Genomic DNA, 15072 nt, shown 5'->3' on the forward strand with positions numbered 1-15072 from the left:
GCCGTAATAACAGAAAAGGCGACCTGGATGGTCGCCTTCTTTATGTGTTCAGAACCATGACGCGCTTATTTACGTCGCGTTATTCCCCTGCTCACATTGCGGAAATTTATTTACGAAGCATGCCTTCAATAAAATCTTTCCAGTTCCCCAGTTCATGTTCAATCATAATAGCCTCTCTTATTATTATGGTCGATTCTATATAACTTCATTGCTGATGGGAAGTTGTGCTCCCCTATTGCTCTGATTGTCTTGTGGACCGCTGACAGAGATAAAACCTCTGGTTGCCGCCACTATGCCGTCTCGTATGTAAAAATTATGTGATACAGAGCACCATCAAGCAACATTTTCGTAATATTGTTAATGCCCTCACATCATGCCCGCGGCTGGGCGAATTTTAATCACCCTAACGCATTGCATGAGATACCCGGTAAAAGGTTATATTTATTCATCTGAATCACGTATTATTTCAACAAGGCTTATATATTCGGAAATATCTGAGTTAACCGCTTAATTGAATGTTAAAGGTTTATCTATGCTCACCATGTACGGAATTAAAAACTGCGATACCATTAAAAAAGCCCGCCGCTGGCTGGAAGCACATCAGATTGACTATCGCTTCCATGACTACCGCACCGATGGCCTCGACCGCGCGCAACTGGATACCTTTATTGCCGAACTGGGCTGGCAGGCGCTGCTGAACACCCGCGGCACCACCTGGCGCAAACTGGACGAATCGCTGCGCAACAGCATCGATAATGCCGATGCCGCCGCCGCATTGATGCTGGAAATGCCGGCGATCATCAAACGCCCATTGCTCTGCGCGCCCGGTCGTCCTATGCTGCTGGGTTTTAGTGAAGCAAGTTATCAGCAGTTTAACGAGGTATAGTCTATGTCTTGCCCGGTCATTGAGCTGGCTCAGCAGCTTATTCGCCGCCCTTCCCTTAGCCCCGATGATGCGGGATGCCAGGCGTTAATGATTGAACGCCTGCGTGCGATCGGCTTTACCGTTGAACCGATGGATTTCGGCGATACGCAGAACTTCTGGGCCTGGCGCGGCCACGGCGAGACGCTGGCCTTCGCCGGCCACACCGACGTGGTCCCGGCAGGCGACGCCGACCGCTGGATCAACCCCCCGTTCGAACCCACCATCCGCGACGGGATGCTGTTTGGCCGCGGGGCGGCGGATATGAAAGGCTCGCTGGCGGCGATGGTGGTTGCCGCGGAGCGTTTTGTCGCGCAGTACCCGAACCACCGGGGCCGACTGGCGTTTTTGATCACCTCTGATGAAGAGGCCAGCGCGAAAAACGGCACCGTCAAAGTGGTGGAGACGCTGATGGCGCGTAACGAGCGTCTGGACTACTGTCTGGTCGGCGAACCCTCCAGTACCGAAGTGGTCGGCGATGTGGTGAAAAACGGCCGCCGCGGCTCGCTGACCTGCAACCTGACCATTCACGGCGTACAGGGCCATGTCGCCTATCCGCACCTTGCCGATAACCCCGTCCATCGCGCCGCGCCGATGCTGGCGGAGCTGGTCAATATCGAGTGGGATAAAGGCAATGAATACTTCCCGCCGACCAGCATGCAGATTGCCAACGTGCAGTCCGGTACCGGCAGCAACAACGTGATCCCTGGCGATATGTTCGTCCAGTTCAACTTCCGCTTCAGTACGGAACTGACTGACGAGACGATCAAAGCCCGGGTGGTCGCCCTGCTGGAAAAATACCAGCTGCGTTACAGCGTGGAGTGGTGGCTCTCCGGACAGCCGTTCCTTACCGGACGGGGCAAGCTGGTGGATGCGGTCGTCAATGCCATTGAGCACTATAATGAGATCAAACCGCAGCTGTTAACCAACGGCGGCACCTCAGACGGACGGTTTATCGCGCGCATGGGGGCGCAGGTGGTTGAGCTGGGCCCCGTGAACGCCACGATTCACAAAATTAATGAATGTGTGAACGCCGCCGACCTGCAGCTGCTGGCGCGGATGTATCAACGCGTAATGGAACAGCTGGTCGCCTGACGTACTGACGTAAAGAGGAAGCGCGCATGGAATGGCTTATTAAACACTGGTGGATTCTGGTGCTGGTCTTTTTGGTGGGGGTAATTATCAACGTGATTAAAGATCTAAACCGCGTTGACCACAAAAAATTCCTCAACAACAAACCCGATCTGCCGCCGCACCGTGATTTTAACGATAAATGGGACGATGACGACGACTGGCCGAAGCACGACCAGTCGAAGAAACCGTAAGTTTGCCGTTATCGCGGTAGCGCCCGCCTGTAACCCCGCCCGCCGGGGTTACAGCATTTCGATGATATCGTCCCCTTTCGGCGTACTGCCGCTCAGCGCCTCATCAAAATAGTGCTTCGGCACGGTGTAGCGCAGTCGCTCGATCGCGAACTGCATGCTGCGATCGTCAATGGCATGCCCCAGATCGTCCACAATATCTAAGGTCACGTCGCCCCCCGCCTGCAACAGCGCCTCCTGTGCCGACACCGCCCACGCCAGATCGATAACCCGATCGTCACCACCGTGGATCAGGTGAATGGTGGTGGCCGTCGTTGCGGTAACCGGCAGCGTCGCGTAGCGGCCATTAAAGGCGATCACCCGCGAAGCCAGATCCGGCGCTGCTTTGATGCTTTCCAGCGACATGATCGCCCCCTGAGAGAAGCCGATCAGCGCGGTGGCCAGTGGGCTGATGCCGCTCTTTTCCTGCCAGTAGCGCACAATTTCAATAAAGGTCGGCATAATGGCGTCGATACGCTGCTGACGATTCTCTTCCGTCACTCCCTGCACCGAAAACCACTGCCGACCGTCAGGACCGCAAGGCTCCACCCCGCCAATGCTCACGATCAGCGCATCAGGAAACTGCGGCGCGAACCAGCTGCCAATTTGCCCCATGGAGACCGGGTTATCCCCCACGCCATGAAACAGCAGCAACAGCTGTTGCGCAGGCGTCGCAGGGCTTTGAACAATAAAATGATCGTGTTTCATGGCTGTCTCCTTAGTGTATGCGGGCAGTGTACGCCGCTCGCCAGATATGACCATGCCATTTAACTGAATGAGTTAGTTAAAAAAATTGCAGGTTCGCCACCTGCTGATGCAGCGCCTCGGCGCGCGCTGCATCGAGGAAGCGCAAGGCGTCAGCGGCCTCCTGACGCCATCTCGCCAGCAGGGCTTTACGCCCTGTTAGCTGCAGCGCGGCGCAGAGTTCGGCCTCTTCTTCCCCCTGCAGACGCCCGCGCAGGGCCGGCAACGGGATGTCGGCCTGCAACAGCAGGCGATTGAGGCAACCCAGCGCCGCGGCCAGCGGGCGATGGGCGAAAGCAAAGCTCGCCGCTTCCAGCCAGTCCTCATCACTAAGCATAGCCCCTGAAACGGCCGGCAGCGGCGCGGACGCTTGCCGCCACGGGCGCAGCCAGTATTCATCACGCTGTAGCCGCTGTGCCTCCCGTTGCGCGAGCTGATGCCCCGCTGCAGTCAGCGGGAACAGAGCCATCGCGGTATAGCACCCGCTGCTGGCCTCGCGATGGGTGCCCAGCCGCACGAGAATAAACCCACAGCGTTGCCAGAAGCGCCACAGCTCAGGGGTATAGCCAAAGCTGACGGAGAGATAATCATAACCTGCGGCATCGGCGGCGATATCGGCGATCATCTGCTGCCCAAGCCCTTCGCGCTGGCGGGCTGGGTGGACGGCGATCCGGCTGACCCGCAGCCCGCGCAGCGTCGCCGCCAGGGGAGTGCCGCCATGCGCCGCCAGCGACTGGGCGACCAGGTTCCCCCGCGGCCGGCGAAAACCCGCCCACACCGCCCGGCTGAGTTCGGGAGAAAGTCCCCCTTCGGCCACCAGCCACAGGGCGCCCGCCACCGCACCGCCGGCGCGAGCGCAGCGGAAAGCCTGGCCTGGAGCGTCCATCATGCGCCGCAGATCGAGAGGAGAAGTGCGGTAATGCGCCCCGGATAATAGCTGGTACATCGCTTCCGGCAGCGCCGGCTGCGTTTGCCAGCTGGACTGATTGACCGCCTCCAGGACTACCTCCCCCGTCGGCGCGTCGCGAAATGCCTCATCGCTGAAGATCAGCAGCTGGCTGATGGCCGACTCCAGCGGGCAGCCTGCGGCCCAGCGGATCGGCGCGCTCAGGCTGAACAATTGCAGATAGGGCAGGCTGGCGCAAAATTTCAGCAGGAACCCGCGACCGGTGCCCTCATAACCCTGCACCGTCGTGGTAAGTAGCGTGCGGGGAAAACGGCTAACCAGCTGCCGGAGAAGCGGAGCCGGTATAGCCGCGGCCTCATCGACAATCAGCCAGGACGCCTTTTCCTTCGACGACAGCAACGCATCAGGAGCCATAAAGCGAAACGCCTCGCCGGCAAAGCTCGCCAGCACGTCGACGGCGCTGCGGGTCGGGGCGGTAACGATGGCCTCACCCGCGAGCTGGCGCAGCAGCATGCCCGCGAGGGCGGATTTCCCTCGCCCTCGTTCAGCCGTCACTGCTGCGATACCAGGCGGTAGACGCAATAATTGCCCAAGGATCGCCGCCTGTTCGGCCAGCGGGTGACCATCGGCGGGATGCCAGTCAGGGCGCCGGACGGCCAGCGGGAGCCGCGGCGAGTCCGACTGCCGCCAGAGCAGCACCTCGGGGTCGGCGATAAACTGCCGACAGCAGCGGAGAACAAAGTTGGGGGTAGAGATCGGGTCGGGCGTATCGCTCCAGCGCAGGGAGTCCTCATCCACCCGGGACGGCCAGTCGGCGAAAGAGGGCGTCAGCAGCACCAGCCAGCTTCCCGCCCGCAGCGTACCGCTCAGGGCCGCCAGGGCGGCCACATCAAACCCGCGCCGGGCATCGAAAAAGGCGTGCATCACTTCCCGCCCCAGCAGCGTCTTCAGGGCGCCAGGCGCCACGCCGGGCGCAGAAACCGGCTCGGAGCCCACCCACAGGCCATCGCCGCCGAGCCGCTCCCGCAGCGCCTGCGCCTGCTGCAGCGTCCAGGCCTCGTCGCCGCTGAGCACCAGCAGGCGGCGAATCCCCTCCCGCGCCATCTGCGCGGTGAGGTCAAGCAGCGCGTCCATCATCAGGGGCGATTACAGCGCGCTGCCGAAGGTGTTGCACTGCGCCGGGTCGCCGCTGTCGAAACCGCGTTTGAACCAGGTGTAGCGCTGTTTTGACGTTCCGTGGGTAAAGCTGTCCGGTACCACCCGCCCCTGGCTCTGCTGCTGCAGACGGTCGTCGCCGATGGCCTCGGCGGCGTTTAACGCCTCCTGCAGATCGCCGGTTTCCAGAATATCCTGCTGCTGCATATTATGCCCCCAGACGCCGGCGAAGCAGTCTGCCTGTAGCTCCATCTTAACCGACAGCCGGTTGGCTTCGGCCTCTGTGGCATGCTGCTGTTGCTGGCGAACCTTCGGCTCAATGCCCAGCAGTTTTTGTACGTGATGACCCACTTCATGGGCAATGACGTACCCCTGGGCAAAGTCGCCATCGGCGCCCAGTTTATTTTTCATCTCATCGTAGAATGACAGGTCGATATAGACCGTACTGTCGGCAGGACAGTAGAACGGCCCCATCACCGACTGGCCGGTACCGCAGCCGGTACGGGTCGCGCCGCGGTAGAGCACCAGCTTTGGCTGAGGGTACTGGCGGCCCATCTTTTCAAAAATCGGTCCCCAGGTATCTTCGGTGGTGGCCAGAATGACGGAAGTAAACTTCGCCGCTTCATCGTCTTTCGGACTGATGGAGCGCTGCGTGGAGGTCTGCTGCTGCGGCATCGGTTCGCCGGTCAACATGCCGGTCAAATCCACGCCGTAGTAGCCCGCCACCAGCACAATAATCAGCAGTACAATGCCGCCCTTCCCGCTCGGCAGACGGAAGCCGCCGCCCCCGCCGCCGCCAAACGGCGAGCCTGATTGTCCACGTCGATCTTCAACATTGTCGCTTTCGCGACGCCCTTGCCAGCGCATAAGCACCTCATTCCCTGTTATGTATCAATAGCAGAGATCGTAGGCGGTTCAGCGCAGGATTACCACAGGAAACAGCAAGAGACGCCAGAAGATGAGGCCATCTTCTGGCGGCGGGCGGGTTAGTCGAGCTTAACGCCCAGACGGTGAGCCACTTCTTCGTAGGCTTCGATCAGGCCGCCAAGGCTCTGGCGGAAGCGGTCTTTGTCCATTTTATCGAGGGTGTTTTTGTCCCACAGGCGGCTGCCGTCCGGCGAAAACTCATCGCCCAGGACCACTTCGCCTTTGAACAGACCAAACTCCAGCTTAAAGTCCACCAGAATCAGACCGGCGTCATCGAACAGCTTTTTCAGCACGTCGTTGGCTTTGTAGGTCAGCTCGCGCATCCGCGCCAGATTCTCTTTGCTCACCCAGCCGAAGGTTTCGCAATAGGAGTCGTTGACCATCGGATCGTGCATGGCATCGTTTTTCAGGAACAGATCGAACAGCGGCGGATTCAGCTCGATTCCTTCTTCAATGCCTAAACGTTTTACCAGCGAGCCTGCCGCACGGTTACGCACCACGCACTCCACCGGCACCATATCCAGTTTTTTTACCAGGCATTCGGTATCGGAGAGCAGCGCTTCCATCTGGGTAGGGATGCCCGCTTCTGCCAGTTTGCTCATAATGAAGTGGTTGAACTTGTTATTCACCATGCCTTTACGATCGAACTGCTCAATGCGCGCGCCATCACCTGCTGACGTATCGTTACGGAATTCCAGTACCAGCAGGTCCGGATTATCGGTGCTGTATACTGTCTTCGCCTTACCACGATACAACTCAGCTTGCTTTTTCATCTTTCACTACTCCAGTGATATTGAGCCTAAAAATACGTTTCCACCTATACACAAAATCATTCAAAGTGCATCGAGGCGGCAACTGAGCGAATCCCCAGGAGCTTACAAAAGTAAGTGACTGGGGTGAACGAAGGCGGCCAACAAAGAGGCAATTTGAAGGATGATGTGCATACGCACACGTTTGCGTCACTATATATTAAAAGGGCCGGATTGCTCCAGCCCTTTCGTTTACTTGTTAAATGCGGCCTGGAATACGGCTACCAGGGCGTCATTTTGCGACTGCGTCAGGGTGTGGCCTTTCGGGTCGATGAACTGCAGGCTACTGCGGTTATCGAGGTCGCCGACCTGAAGTTTGTAGTCACCGGAGGCCAGCTGCGGGTCGCGTGCGCCCAGCTCCTGCCAGCTGCTGTCAGACAGCGGCTTGTAGGTCAGCGCCATGCTGCCCTGAGAGCGCGTGCTGTCGGTCACTTTCATCCCCACTTTCTCGAGGGCGCCTGGCAGACGCTGCCACACCATGTTAAACGGCGCGCGAACAACGAGCATCGGCAGACCCGTATCGTCGGCAGCGCTCTGCACGTCGAAGGTGGCGCCCGCGCTGCGCTGGGCGGCGTTCTGGGCGCTGGTGGCGTTCATGTCCAGGCCTTCCGAAATGACGTTCAGCATGGCGGTGCTGTAGCGCTGCAGTGACGCCGGATCGGCAACCGGTTTACCCGCCTGCTCCAGATTCACCAGCTTGACCACCACCGCTTGCTGATAGCCCTGCGGTTTGACGGAGATTTGATAACGACCGCGATACTGCTGATCTTCATCAAGACGGTTCCACTCAACCCAGTCGGTGTTCAGCGTCTGGCTCGCATCATCGCGCTTGGCGATAACGTAGTTCTTCGACTGAAGAATGCTGGTAACCTGCGCCCACAGCGAACCGCTGCGGCCGTTCTCGACCATCAGCGTCGCGGTATCGCCGTTGAACTGGGTGCGGGCGCCGCTAACCAATGCCAGCGGCTGCGCCGGCGGGCGAATGTCCAGCGCCTTGCCGACCGCGCCGGTGCTGTTGGCCACCGGAATGTTGTAATCACCCACCTGAATCGGCAGGATCATCCCCGCCGGCGCGTGAAGTTCGCTCAACGGTGACGCCTGTAAATAGGCCTCATCACCGCTCACCTGACGCTTATAGCGCGAGTCGGAACTACAGGCCGCGAGGAGTAGAACCAGCGAAACACCCGCAACCTTCGCCAGGCGCGACTTCTGTACTGAGTAAGCCATCAAATCTCCCTAAACTTTACAGCAAACCGGCATGCTTCAGCGCGGCGGTAACGGCTTCACGACCCTGGTCGGTGATAGGCGTCATCGGCAAGCGCAGCGTATCGGTCGCCACAAGACCCAACGCCTTGCATCCCCATTTCACCGGGATAGGATTGGGTTCGACAAATAATTTTGTATGCAATGGCATCAGACGCTGGTTAATCGCCCGGGCTTCGGCAAATTGACCCGCCAGCGCCAGACGGCACATGTCGGCCATTTCGCGCGCCGCCACGTTGGCGGTGACGGAAATCACGCCCACGCCGCCGAGCTGCATGAAGTCCATACCGGTCGCATCGTCACCGCTTAGCAGAATAAAGTCGTCTGAAACCAGCTCTTTGATCTGGTGAACGCGACTTAAGTTCCCTGTAGCTTCCTTAATACCGACAATATTTTTAATTTCCGCCAGACGGCCAACGGTTTCCGGCAGCATATCGCAACCGGTACGGGACGGCACATTATACAGAATTTGCGGCAGGTCAGTATGTTCGGCGATAGCTTTAAAGTGCTGGAACAGGCCTTCCTGGGTAGGACGGTTATAATAAGGAGTGACCGTCAGGCAGCCGACAACGCCGCTGTCGTTAAAACGCTTGGTCAGGCTAATCGCCTCTGCGGTTGCATTGGCTCCCGTTCCAGCGATCACCGGGATACGCCCGTCAGCCAGTTCCAGCGTCATCATCACCACGTCGCCGTGCTCTTCATGGCTCAGCGTTGCGGATTCACCGGTAGTCCCTACCGAAACGATCGCCGAGGTTCCGTTGGCGACATGGTAATCAATCAGTTTTTTCAGGCTTGTCCGGCAGACATTACCGTTTTCATCCATCGGCGTGACAAGCGCTACAATACTTCCCGTGAACATGGGCCATCCTCAGAGCAGAAGTGCGACAAGATTCTCAATGTTACGTTTGGAGCTGCAATAAAAGCAAGAGACCCGACGCCATCAGGGATGTTGTATGGCGGTTTTTTTTATGCTTTCCTAATGTTACCTCACCTTTTTAAAGGAAGAACAGGTTTGACAGCCTCATTACAACACTATCTGGTTATTACCGCCCTGGGGGCTGACCGTCCCGGCATCGTGAATACGATCACTCGCCACGTCAGCAGCTGCGGTTGTAATATCGAAGACAGCCGGCTGGCCATGCTCGGTGATGAGTTTACGTTTATCATGCTGCTTTCCGGGTCGTGGAATGCGATTAACCTGATCGAATCAACCCTGCCGCTGAAAGGCGCGGAGCTGGAGCTGTTGATCGTGATGAAACGCACCACCGCGCGCCCCCCGCAGGCCATGCCAAACACCGTCTGGGTCCAGGTTGAGGTGCCGGACTCACCGCATATCATCGAGCGCTTCACTGCCCTGTGCGATACATGGAATATGAATATCGCGGAACTGGTTTCCCGCACGCAGCCGGGAGACGGTGATTCCGCGCAGCTTTTTATTCAGATAACTGCCCACAGTCCTGCGACGCAAAATGCAGCAAATATCGAACAAGCGTTCAAAGCCCTATGTACAGAACTCAACGCACAAGGCAGTATTAACATCGTTAATTATTCACAGCATGATGAACAGGATGGAGTTTAACCCATGACCCCACTGAAAGCCGGTGATCTTGCACCGAAATTTAGCTTACCGGACCAGGACGGCGAGGAAGTAAATTTAACCGACTTCCAGGGACAGCGTGTCCTGGTTTATTTTTACCCGAAGGCCATGACCCCGGGCTGCACCGTCCAGGCGTGCGGCTTGCGCGACAACATGGACGACCTGAAGAAAGCCGGTGTGGAAGTGCTGGGCATCAGCACCGATAAACCGGAAAAGCTCTCCCGCTTCGCCGAAAAAGAGCTGCTGAACTTTACGCTGCTGTCTGATGAAAACCATCAGGTTTGCGAGCAGTTTGGCGTCTGGGGCGAAAAATCCTTTATGGGGAAAACCTACGACGGGATCCACCGTATCAGCTTCCTCGTCGATGCCGATGGCAAAATCGAACACGTCTTTGATGACTTCAAAACCAGCAATCACCACGACGTGGTGCTGAACTGGCTGAAAGAAAACGCCTGATGCAAAGCAAGACGCCGGGTGAGAGAACCTCGCCCGGCGTCTTTTTTTATCCTCAATGCCTTAGTCGTCGTCGACCACCAGGCCATCCGGCCAGGCATGCACCACCGCTTTAATCAACGTGGCCAGCGGAATGGCGAAGAAGACGCCCCAGAACCCCCACAAACCGCCAAAGATCACCACCGACAGGATAATCACCAGCGGGTGCAGATTCACCGCTTCCGAGAACAGCACCGGGACCAGCAGATTGCCGTCAAGCCCCTGAATAATCAGATAGACCGCGAACAGACTCCAGAACTCGGTGCCCGCGCCAAACTGAAACAGCGCCACCCCCACCACCGGAATGGTCACCACAAATGCACCAATATAGGGGATCAGCACCGAGAAGCCCACCAGCACCGCCAACAGCAGCGAGTAGTTGAGGCCGAAAAGGATGAAGCCTATCCAGGTGGCGACGCTGACGACAATCATCTCCAGCACCTTACCGCGAATGTAGTTGGTGATTTGCTGGTTCATCTCCTTCCATACCTGCCCGGCCAGGCCGCGGTTGCGCGGCAGCACGCGGCGTACCGCGTTGAGCATCTGCTCTTTATCCTTCAGCAGGAAGAAGACCATCAGCGGCACCAGCACCAGATACACCGCCAGCGTAAGCAGCCCCACCAGCGAGGCGAGAGAATACTTGACCACCGAGTCGCCCACCGTCAGCATCCGGGTGCGCATATTTTCCGCCATCGCATCGATGATGCCGGCATCCATTAACGCCGGATAGCGCCGCGGCAGCGTGGCGGCAAAATCAGAGAGCTTGTTGAGCATGCCCGGCATATCGCGGATAAGGTAGATCCCCTGCTGCCAGGCCACCGGCAGCACCACGAAAGCCAGCAACAGCAGGATGCCCACGAAGAGGATCAGCACCAGCGAGGTCGCCCAGGTGCGCGACAGACCGATGCGCTCCAGGCGCACGGTCGGCCACTCCAGCAAATAGGCCAGCACGATAGCCACCAGTAACGGGGCCAGCAGGCCGCTGAAAAAGAACATGATGCCGAAACCGGCAAGCAAAATAACCAGCAGCGCTATCGCCTCAGGGTCGCTGAATCGACGGCGGTACCACTGCATTAACATCTCGAGCATAAAACCTTCCCTGAAGCGCAAAGCGGCGACAAACGGAGGAATTGTATCGAAATGTCACAAAAAAGACTTCGCTTTTTGATGCGCAGCAGACAAACCCGTCTCCGCCGTGAAGAACCTATTTTCAATGTGTCTAACGCCAGCTAAACTCGCTGGGATGCGGCCAGGGAACATTGCGTCGCACAATCGGTCAAACTGGCACACCCACATTACAGGACAGAGGTTATGTTCAGGCAGTTGAAGAAAACGCTGGTGGCGACCGTGATCGCGTCGCTGACGCTGGGTTCGTTAGGCCCTGCTTTTGCTGACTCCGCAGATACCCTGCCGGACATGGGGACCTCCGCAGGAAGCACGCTGTCGATTGGTCAGGAAATGCAGATGGGGGATTACTACGTCCGCCAGCTGCGCGGCAGCGCGCCGCTGATCAACGACCCTCTGCTGGTGCAATACATCAACGGGCTGGGCATGCGTCTGGTCTCGCATGCGAATTCGGTGCGCACCCCGTTCCACTTCTATTTGATTAATAACGACCAAATCAACGCCTTCGCCTTCTTCGGCGGCAATGTGGTCCTCCACTCGGCCCTGTTCCGCTATTCCGATAATGAGAGCGAACTGGCCTCTGTCATGGCGCACGAAATTTCCCACGTTACGCAGCGGCATCTTGCCCGCGCAATGGAAGATCAGAAGCGCAATGCGCCGCTGACCTGGGTCGGCGCGCTGGGTTCAATTCTGCTGGCGATGGCCAGCCCGCAGGCCGGGATGGCGGCGCTGACCGGGACGCTGGCCGGTACCCAACAGGGCATGATCAGCTTCACCCGCCAGAACGAAGAAGAGGCCGACCGGATTGGTATTCAGGTTCTGCAACGCTCGGGATTCGACCCGCAGGCCATGCCGATGTTTATGGGTAAACTGCTTGATGAGTCGCGCTACTCGACGCGGCCGCCGGAAATGCTGCTCACCCACCCCCTGCCGGAAAGCCGGCTTGCCGATGCTCGTAACCGCGCCAACCAGATGCGCCCGGTTGTCGTACAGTCCTCAGCGGACTTCTATCTGGCGAAGGCGCGTACCCTCGGAATGTACACCAACGGCGACAATAAGCTGGGCACCGATCTGCTCAACGCCTGGGATAAAGGCAATATCCGCCAGCAGCATGCCGCGCAGTATGGCCGCGCCCTGCTGGCGATGGAAAGCAACAACTTTGACCAGGCGCGCAAAACGCTGCAGCCGCTGCTCAGCGCCGATCCGCAAAATCCCTGGTATCTCGATCTGGCTACCGATATCGACCTCGGGCAGAAGAAAACCGGCGACGCCATCAACCGCCTTAAAAACGCCCGCGAGCTGCGCACCAATCCGGTGCTGCAGTTGAACCTGGCCAACGCCCTGCTGCAGGGCGGCCAGCCCGGGGAAGCGGCGACCATCCTGAATCGTTATACCTTTACCTATAAAGAGGATGGCAACGGCTGGGACCTGCTGGCTCAGGCGGAAGGCGCCCTGGGCAATCGCGACCAGGAGCTGGCGGCGCGGGCAGAAAGCATGGCGCTGGTCGGCCAGCTGGAACAGGCGATTTCCCTGCTCAGCAGCGCCAGCTCGCAAGTGAAACTCGGTAGTCTGCAGCAGGCCCGCTACGATGCCCGCATCGACCAGCTACGTGAGCTACAGGCCCGCTTCCGCCCCTACCAAAAAATGTAAGGAGACCCCATGACCGACGCGGTAAAAATTTACCATAACCCACGCTGCTCGAAGAGCCGCGAAACGCTGAGCCTGTTGAAGAGCCACGGCATCGATCCTGAGGTGGTGCTTTATCTTGAGACGCCACCGGATGCCGGGACGCTGCGTCAACTGCTGCAGCTGCTGGGTATGGAGAGCCCCCGCGAGCTCATGCGCCAGAAAGAGGATCTGTATAAATCGCTCAATCTTGCCGACCCGGCGCTCAGCGACGCGGCGCTGATACAGGCGATGGTCGCCAATCCTAAGCTTATCGAACGCCCCATTGTCGTTAGCCGCGGCCAGGCGCGTATTGGCCGACCGCCGGAGCAGGTCCTCGAGATCGTAAGCTAACCCACCCGCGCCGCACTATCGCGGCGCTTTTTTACGTAGCCGATTCCAGATCTTCCACGCCTATCCCTCCCGCCCGCCTTGCAGTGCTACTGTTCATCTATCGCTCAATCCACTGGACGGATGAACATGAAAAAACCAACCTCAACGCCTCATGATGCCGTATTTAAGAGCTATCTCTCCCATCCTGATACCGCCCGCGATTTTCTGCGGCTGTACCTGCCCGAGACGCTGCTTAAGGTGTGCGATCTGCGTACGCTGCATCTCGAGTCCGGGCATTTTGTCGAAGACGATCTGCGTCCCTTTTACGCCGACATTCTGTATTCCCTGAAAACCACGGCGGGAGACGGCTATATTTATGCGCTTATCGAACACCAGAGCACGCCCGATCGGCATATGGCCTTTCGTCTGATGCGCTACGCCATCGCCGCCATGCAGCGCCACCTTGATGCCGGCCACGATCGGCTGCCGCTGGTGATCCCTGTTCTCTTCTACCACGGTCTGGTGAGCCCCTACCCGTTCTCGCTGCGCTGGCTCGATGAATTCGTCGCTCCGGAGCTGGCCGGCCACCTTTATCACGGGGCGTTTCCGCTGGCGGACATTACCGTCATTCCGGATGACGACATTGCCACCCATCAGCGCATGGCGACGCTGGAGTTACTGCAAAAACATATTCGACAACGCGATCTGGCGCAGCTCCTCGACAAGCTGAGCGAATTATTATTGACTGGTCTGGCGACGGAATCGCAGGTACAAGCCCTGATGCACTATCTGGTGCAGGCAGGCAACGCGCGAGAGCCGATCAAGTTCATTCGCGAGCTGGCGTTACGTACGCCGCAGCACAAGGAGACGTTGATGACAATTGCGGAATATCTGGAACAACAGGGCCTGGAGCGGGGCCTGGCGCAGGGCCTGGCGCAGGGCCGTCAGGAAGGCCGGAAGGAAGAGGCGCAGCGTATCGCCGCCGCTATGCTACACAGTGGCCTGGCGCGCGATCTGGTCGCCCGGTTGACCGGGCTGACGGAGGAGGAACTGACTCCGCAGGCGGACTAGAGTTTAAGGATCTCTTTCACGAAGGGGATCGTCAGCTTGCGCTGAGCGGTAATCGAGGCATGATCCAGCTGATCGAGGGTCATAAACAGCGAGCGCATTTCGCGATCCAGCCGCTTCAGCAGGAAGCGGCAAACGTCCTCCGGCATCTCGAAGCCGCGCAGTCTGGCGCGCAGCTGCAGGGCCTGCAGCTTGTCTTCATCCGACAGCGGCTGCAGCTTATAGATCTGCCCCCAGTCAAGCCGCGAGGCGAGATCCGGCAGACCAAGATTCAGTTGCCGCGGCGGCCGGTCCCCGGTGATCAGCAGACGGGTTTTACCTGATTCCAGGATCCGGTTGTAGAGATTAAAGATGGCCATTTCCCAGGGCTCATCCCCGGCGACGCACTCGATGTTATCGATGCAGACCAGCGCCAGCTGTTCCATCCCCTCCAGCACCTCCGGCACAAACCAGGTGCGTTTATCCAGCGGCACGTAGCCCACGGCATCCCCGCGCTGGGAAAGCTCGGCGCAGGCGGCATGTAACAGGTGGCTGCGACCCGCCCCTTCACGTGACCAGATATAAATATACCCGCTGTGTTCCTGGCGCAGTACGTTCTGGAGGGCAGCAAGTAGGGAAGGATTATCACCCGGCCAGAAACTCGCGAAGGTTTCGTCGTCAGGAAGATACAGTGGCAAAGAGAGCTGTGCCGGTGCGTTCAGATG

18 protein-coding genes are annotated in these 15072 nt (G+C 58.5%); 8 read left to right on the forward strand and 10 right to left on the reverse strand.

Annotated elements, in window-relative coordinates; all coding sequences use genetic code 11:
* Nucleotides 1-106: 106 nt before the first annotated feature.
* The gene (gene ypfM / locus GQR96_RS17945) at nt 107-166 is read right to left on the reverse strand and encodes a protein YpfM (RefSeq protein ID WP_100181659.1); all 60 of its coding nucleotides are present in this window, start codon (nt 164-166) and stop codon (nt 107-109) included.
* 366 nt (nt 167-532) lie between these two features.
* Between ypfM and GQR96_RS17950 the strand changes: the two genes are divergently transcribed.
* Genes GQR96_RS17950 through GQR96_RS17960 form a run of 3 tightly spaced genes read left to right on the forward strand, consistent with a single transcriptional unit; the run spans nt 533 to nt 2247 of the window.
* Nucleotides 533-886, forward strand: a complete 354-nt coding sequence (locus tag GQR96_RS17950; RefSeq protein ID WP_004201956.1) for an ArsC family reductase — start codon at nt 533-535, stop codon at nt 884-886.
* A 3-nt stretch (nt 887-889) separates the two neighbouring features.
* On the forward strand, nt 890-2017 hold the full coding sequence (dapE, locus tag GQR96_RS17955; protein ID WP_004201953.1) for a succinyl-diaminopimelate desuccinylase: 1128 nt from the start codon (nt 890-892) through the stop codon (nt 2015-2017).
* A 26-nt stretch (nt 2018-2043) separates the two neighbouring features.
* Nucleotides 2044-2247, forward strand: coding sequence for a YpfN family protein (locus GQR96_RS17960; RefSeq protein WP_002913768.1), 204 nt, complete (start codon nt 2044-2046; stop codon nt 2245-2247).
* Nucleotides 2248-2295: 48 nt separating this feature from the next.
* Here GQR96_RS17960 and ypfH read toward each other — a convergent pair whose 3' ends face one another.
* From ypfH to dapA, 6 genes are all read right to left on the reverse strand, one after another.
* On the reverse strand, nt 2296-2991 hold the full coding sequence (gene ypfH, locus GQR96_RS17965) for an esterase (RefSeq protein ID WP_004201952.1): 696 nt from the start codon (nt 2989-2991) through the stop codon (nt 2296-2298).
* Between the two features lie 76 nt (nt 2992-3067).
* Complete coding sequence (locus GQR96_RS17970; protein ID WP_065903364.1) at nt 3068-5071, reverse strand: tRNA(Met) cytidine acetyltransferase TmcA; 2004 nt, start codon at nt 5069-5071, stop codon at nt 3068-3070.
* 9 nt (nt 5072-5080) lie between these two features.
* The gene (locus GQR96_RS17975; protein ID WP_004201945.1) at nt 5081-5956 is read right to left on the reverse strand and encodes a KPN_02809 family neutral zinc metallopeptidase; all 876 of its coding nucleotides are present in this window, start codon (nt 5954-5956) and stop codon (nt 5081-5083) included.
* A gap of 119 nt (nt 5957-6075) precedes the next feature.
* Nucleotides 6076-6789 carry a phosphoribosylaminoimidazolesuccinocarboxamide synthase gene (gene purC, locus GQR96_RS17980; RefSeq protein ID WP_002913801.1) on the reverse strand — a complete coding sequence of 238 codons (714 nt, stop codon included), beginning with the start codon at nt 6787-6789 and terminating at the stop codon, nt 6076-6078.
* A 228-nt stretch (nt 6790-7017) separates the two neighbouring features.
* Nucleotides 7018-8052, reverse strand: a complete 1035-nt coding sequence (gene bamC / locus GQR96_RS17985) for an outer membrane protein assembly factor BamC (protein WP_004201942.1) — start codon at nt 8050-8052, stop codon at nt 7018-7020.
* 16 nt (nt 8053-8068) lie between these two features.
* Nucleotides 8069-8947: a 4-hydroxy-tetrahydrodipicolinate synthase gene (dapA, locus tag GQR96_RS17990; protein WP_017900447.1), complete on the reverse strand. Its 879-nt coding sequence runs from the start codon at nt 8945-8947 to the stop codon at nt 8069-8071.
* Nucleotides 8948-9100: 153 nt separating this feature from the next.
* On the opposite strand from dapA, the gene GQR96_RS17995 reads away from it, so the two are divergent.
* Complete coding sequence (locus GQR96_RS17995) at nt 9101-9667, forward strand: glycine cleavage system transcriptional repressor (protein ID WP_002913804.1); 567 nt, start codon at nt 9101-9103, stop codon at nt 9665-9667.
* Between the two features lie 3 nt (nt 9668-9670).
* A complete protein-coding gene (bcp, locus tag GQR96_RS18000) occupies nt 9671-10141 on the forward strand; it encodes a thioredoxin-dependent thiol peroxidase (protein WP_004201935.1) in 471 nt (156 codons plus the stop codon).
* 60 nt (nt 10142-10201) lie between these two features.
* Here bcp and GQR96_RS18005 read toward each other — a convergent pair whose 3' ends face one another.
* Together GQR96_RS18005 and GQR96_RS18010 are read right to left on the reverse strand one after the other, a co-directional pair.
* On the reverse strand, nt 10202-11266 hold the full coding sequence (locus GQR96_RS18005) for an AI-2E family transporter (RefSeq protein ID WP_004201933.1): 1065 nt from the start codon (nt 11264-11266) through the stop codon (nt 10202-10204).
* A gap of 54 nt (nt 11267-11320) precedes the next feature.
* Nucleotides 11321-11437: a hypothetical protein gene (locus GQR96_RS18010; RefSeq protein WP_032425793.1), complete on the reverse strand. Its 117-nt coding sequence runs from the start codon at nt 11435-11437 to the stop codon at nt 11321-11323.
* Between the two features lie 51 nt (nt 11438-11488).
* Here GQR96_RS18010 and bepA point away from each other — a divergent pair, with 51 nt between their 5' ends.
* The 3 genes from bepA to GQR96_RS18025 all read left to right on the forward strand — a co-directional run bounded on the left by bepA (nt 11489) and on the right by GQR96_RS18025 (nt 14371).
* Nucleotides 11489-12952, forward strand: coding sequence for a beta-barrel assembly-enhancing protease (gene bepA / locus GQR96_RS18015; protein WP_004201932.1), 1464 nt, complete (start codon nt 11489-11491; stop codon nt 12950-12952).
* Between the two features lie 9 nt (nt 12953-12961).
* Nucleotides 12962-13321: an arsenate reductase (glutaredoxin) gene (arsC, locus tag GQR96_RS18020; protein WP_004201931.1), complete on the forward strand. Its 360-nt coding sequence runs from the start codon at nt 12962-12964 to the stop codon at nt 13319-13321.
* Nucleotides 13322-13447: 126 nt separating this feature from the next.
* On the forward strand, nt 13448-14371 hold the full coding sequence (locus GQR96_RS18025; protein ID WP_017900446.1) for an Rpn family recombination-promoting nuclease/putative transposase: 924 nt from the start codon (nt 13448-13450) through the stop codon (nt 14369-14371).
* Here GQR96_RS18025 and GQR96_RS18030 read toward each other — a convergent pair.
* Nucleotides 14368-15069 carry a DnaA inactivator Hda gene (locus GQR96_RS18030; RefSeq protein WP_020947395.1) on the reverse strand — a complete coding sequence of 234 codons (702 nt, stop codon included), beginning with the start codon at nt 15067-15069 and terminating at the stop codon, nt 14368-14370. The genes GQR96_RS18025 and GQR96_RS18030 overlap by 4 nt on opposite strands.
* Between the last annotated feature and the right edge of the window lie 3 nt (nt 15070-15072).

This window comes from Klebsiella sp. PCX (assembly GCF_021869705.1).
Taxonomy (GTDB): Bacteria; Pseudomonadota; Gammaproteobacteria; order Enterobacterales; family Enterobacteriaceae; genus Klebsiella; species Klebsiella quasipneumoniae.

Coding starts and splice junctions, on each gene's coding strand:
- GQR96_RS17950 (WP_004201956.1), top strand. CDS start 533: ATGCTCACCATGTACGGAATTAAAAACTGCGATACCATTAAAAAAGCC.
- dapE (WP_004201953.1), top strand. CDS start 890: ATGTCTTGCCCGGTCATTGAGCTGGCTCAGCAGCTTATTCGCCGCCCT.
- GQR96_RS17960 (WP_002913768.1), top strand. CDS start 2,044: ATGGAATGGCTTATTAAACACTGGTGGATTCTGGTGCTGGTCTTTTTG.
- ypfH (WP_004201952.1), bottom strand. CDS start 2,991: ATGAAACACGATCATTTTATTGTTCAAAGCCCTGCGACGCCTGCGCAA.
- GQR96_RS17970 (WP_065903364.1), bottom strand. CDS start 5,071: ATGATGGACGCGCTGCTTGACCTCACCGCGCAGATGGCGCGGGAGGGG.
- GQR96_RS17975 (WP_004201945.1), bottom strand. CDS start 5,956: ATGCGCTGGCAAGGGCGTCGCGAAAGCGACAATGTTGAAGATCGACGT.
- purC (WP_002913801.1), bottom strand. CDS start 6,789: ATGAAAAAGCAAGCTGAGTTGTATCGTGGTAAGGCGAAGACAGTATAC.
- bamC (WP_004201942.1), bottom strand. CDS start 8,052: ATGGCTTACTCAGTACAGAAGTCGCGCCTGGCGAAGGTTGCGGGTGTT.
- dapA (WP_017900447.1), bottom strand. CDS start 8,947: ATGTTCACGGGAAGTATTGTAGCGCTTGTCACGCCGATGGATGAAAAC.
- bcp (WP_004201935.1), top strand. CDS start 9,671: ATGACCCCACTGAAAGCCGGTGATCTTGCACCGAAATTTAGCTTACCG.
- GQR96_RS18005 (WP_004201933.1), bottom strand. CDS start 11,266: ATGCTCGAGATGTTAATGCAGTGGTACCGCCGTCGATTCAGCGACCCT.
- GQR96_RS18010 (WP_032425793.1), bottom strand. CDS start 11,437: ATGTTCCCTGGCCGCATCCCAGCGAGTTTAGCTGGCGTTAGACACATT.
- bepA (WP_004201932.1), top strand. CDS start 11,489: ATGTTCAGGCAGTTGAAGAAAACGCTGGTGGCGACCGTGATCGCGTCG.
- arsC (WP_004201931.1), top strand. CDS start 12,962: ATGACCGACGCGGTAAAAATTTACCATAACCCACGCTGCTCGAAGAGC.
- GQR96_RS18025 (WP_017900446.1), top strand. CDS start 13,448: ATGAAAAAACCAACCTCAACGCCTCATGATGCCGTATTTAAGAGCTAT.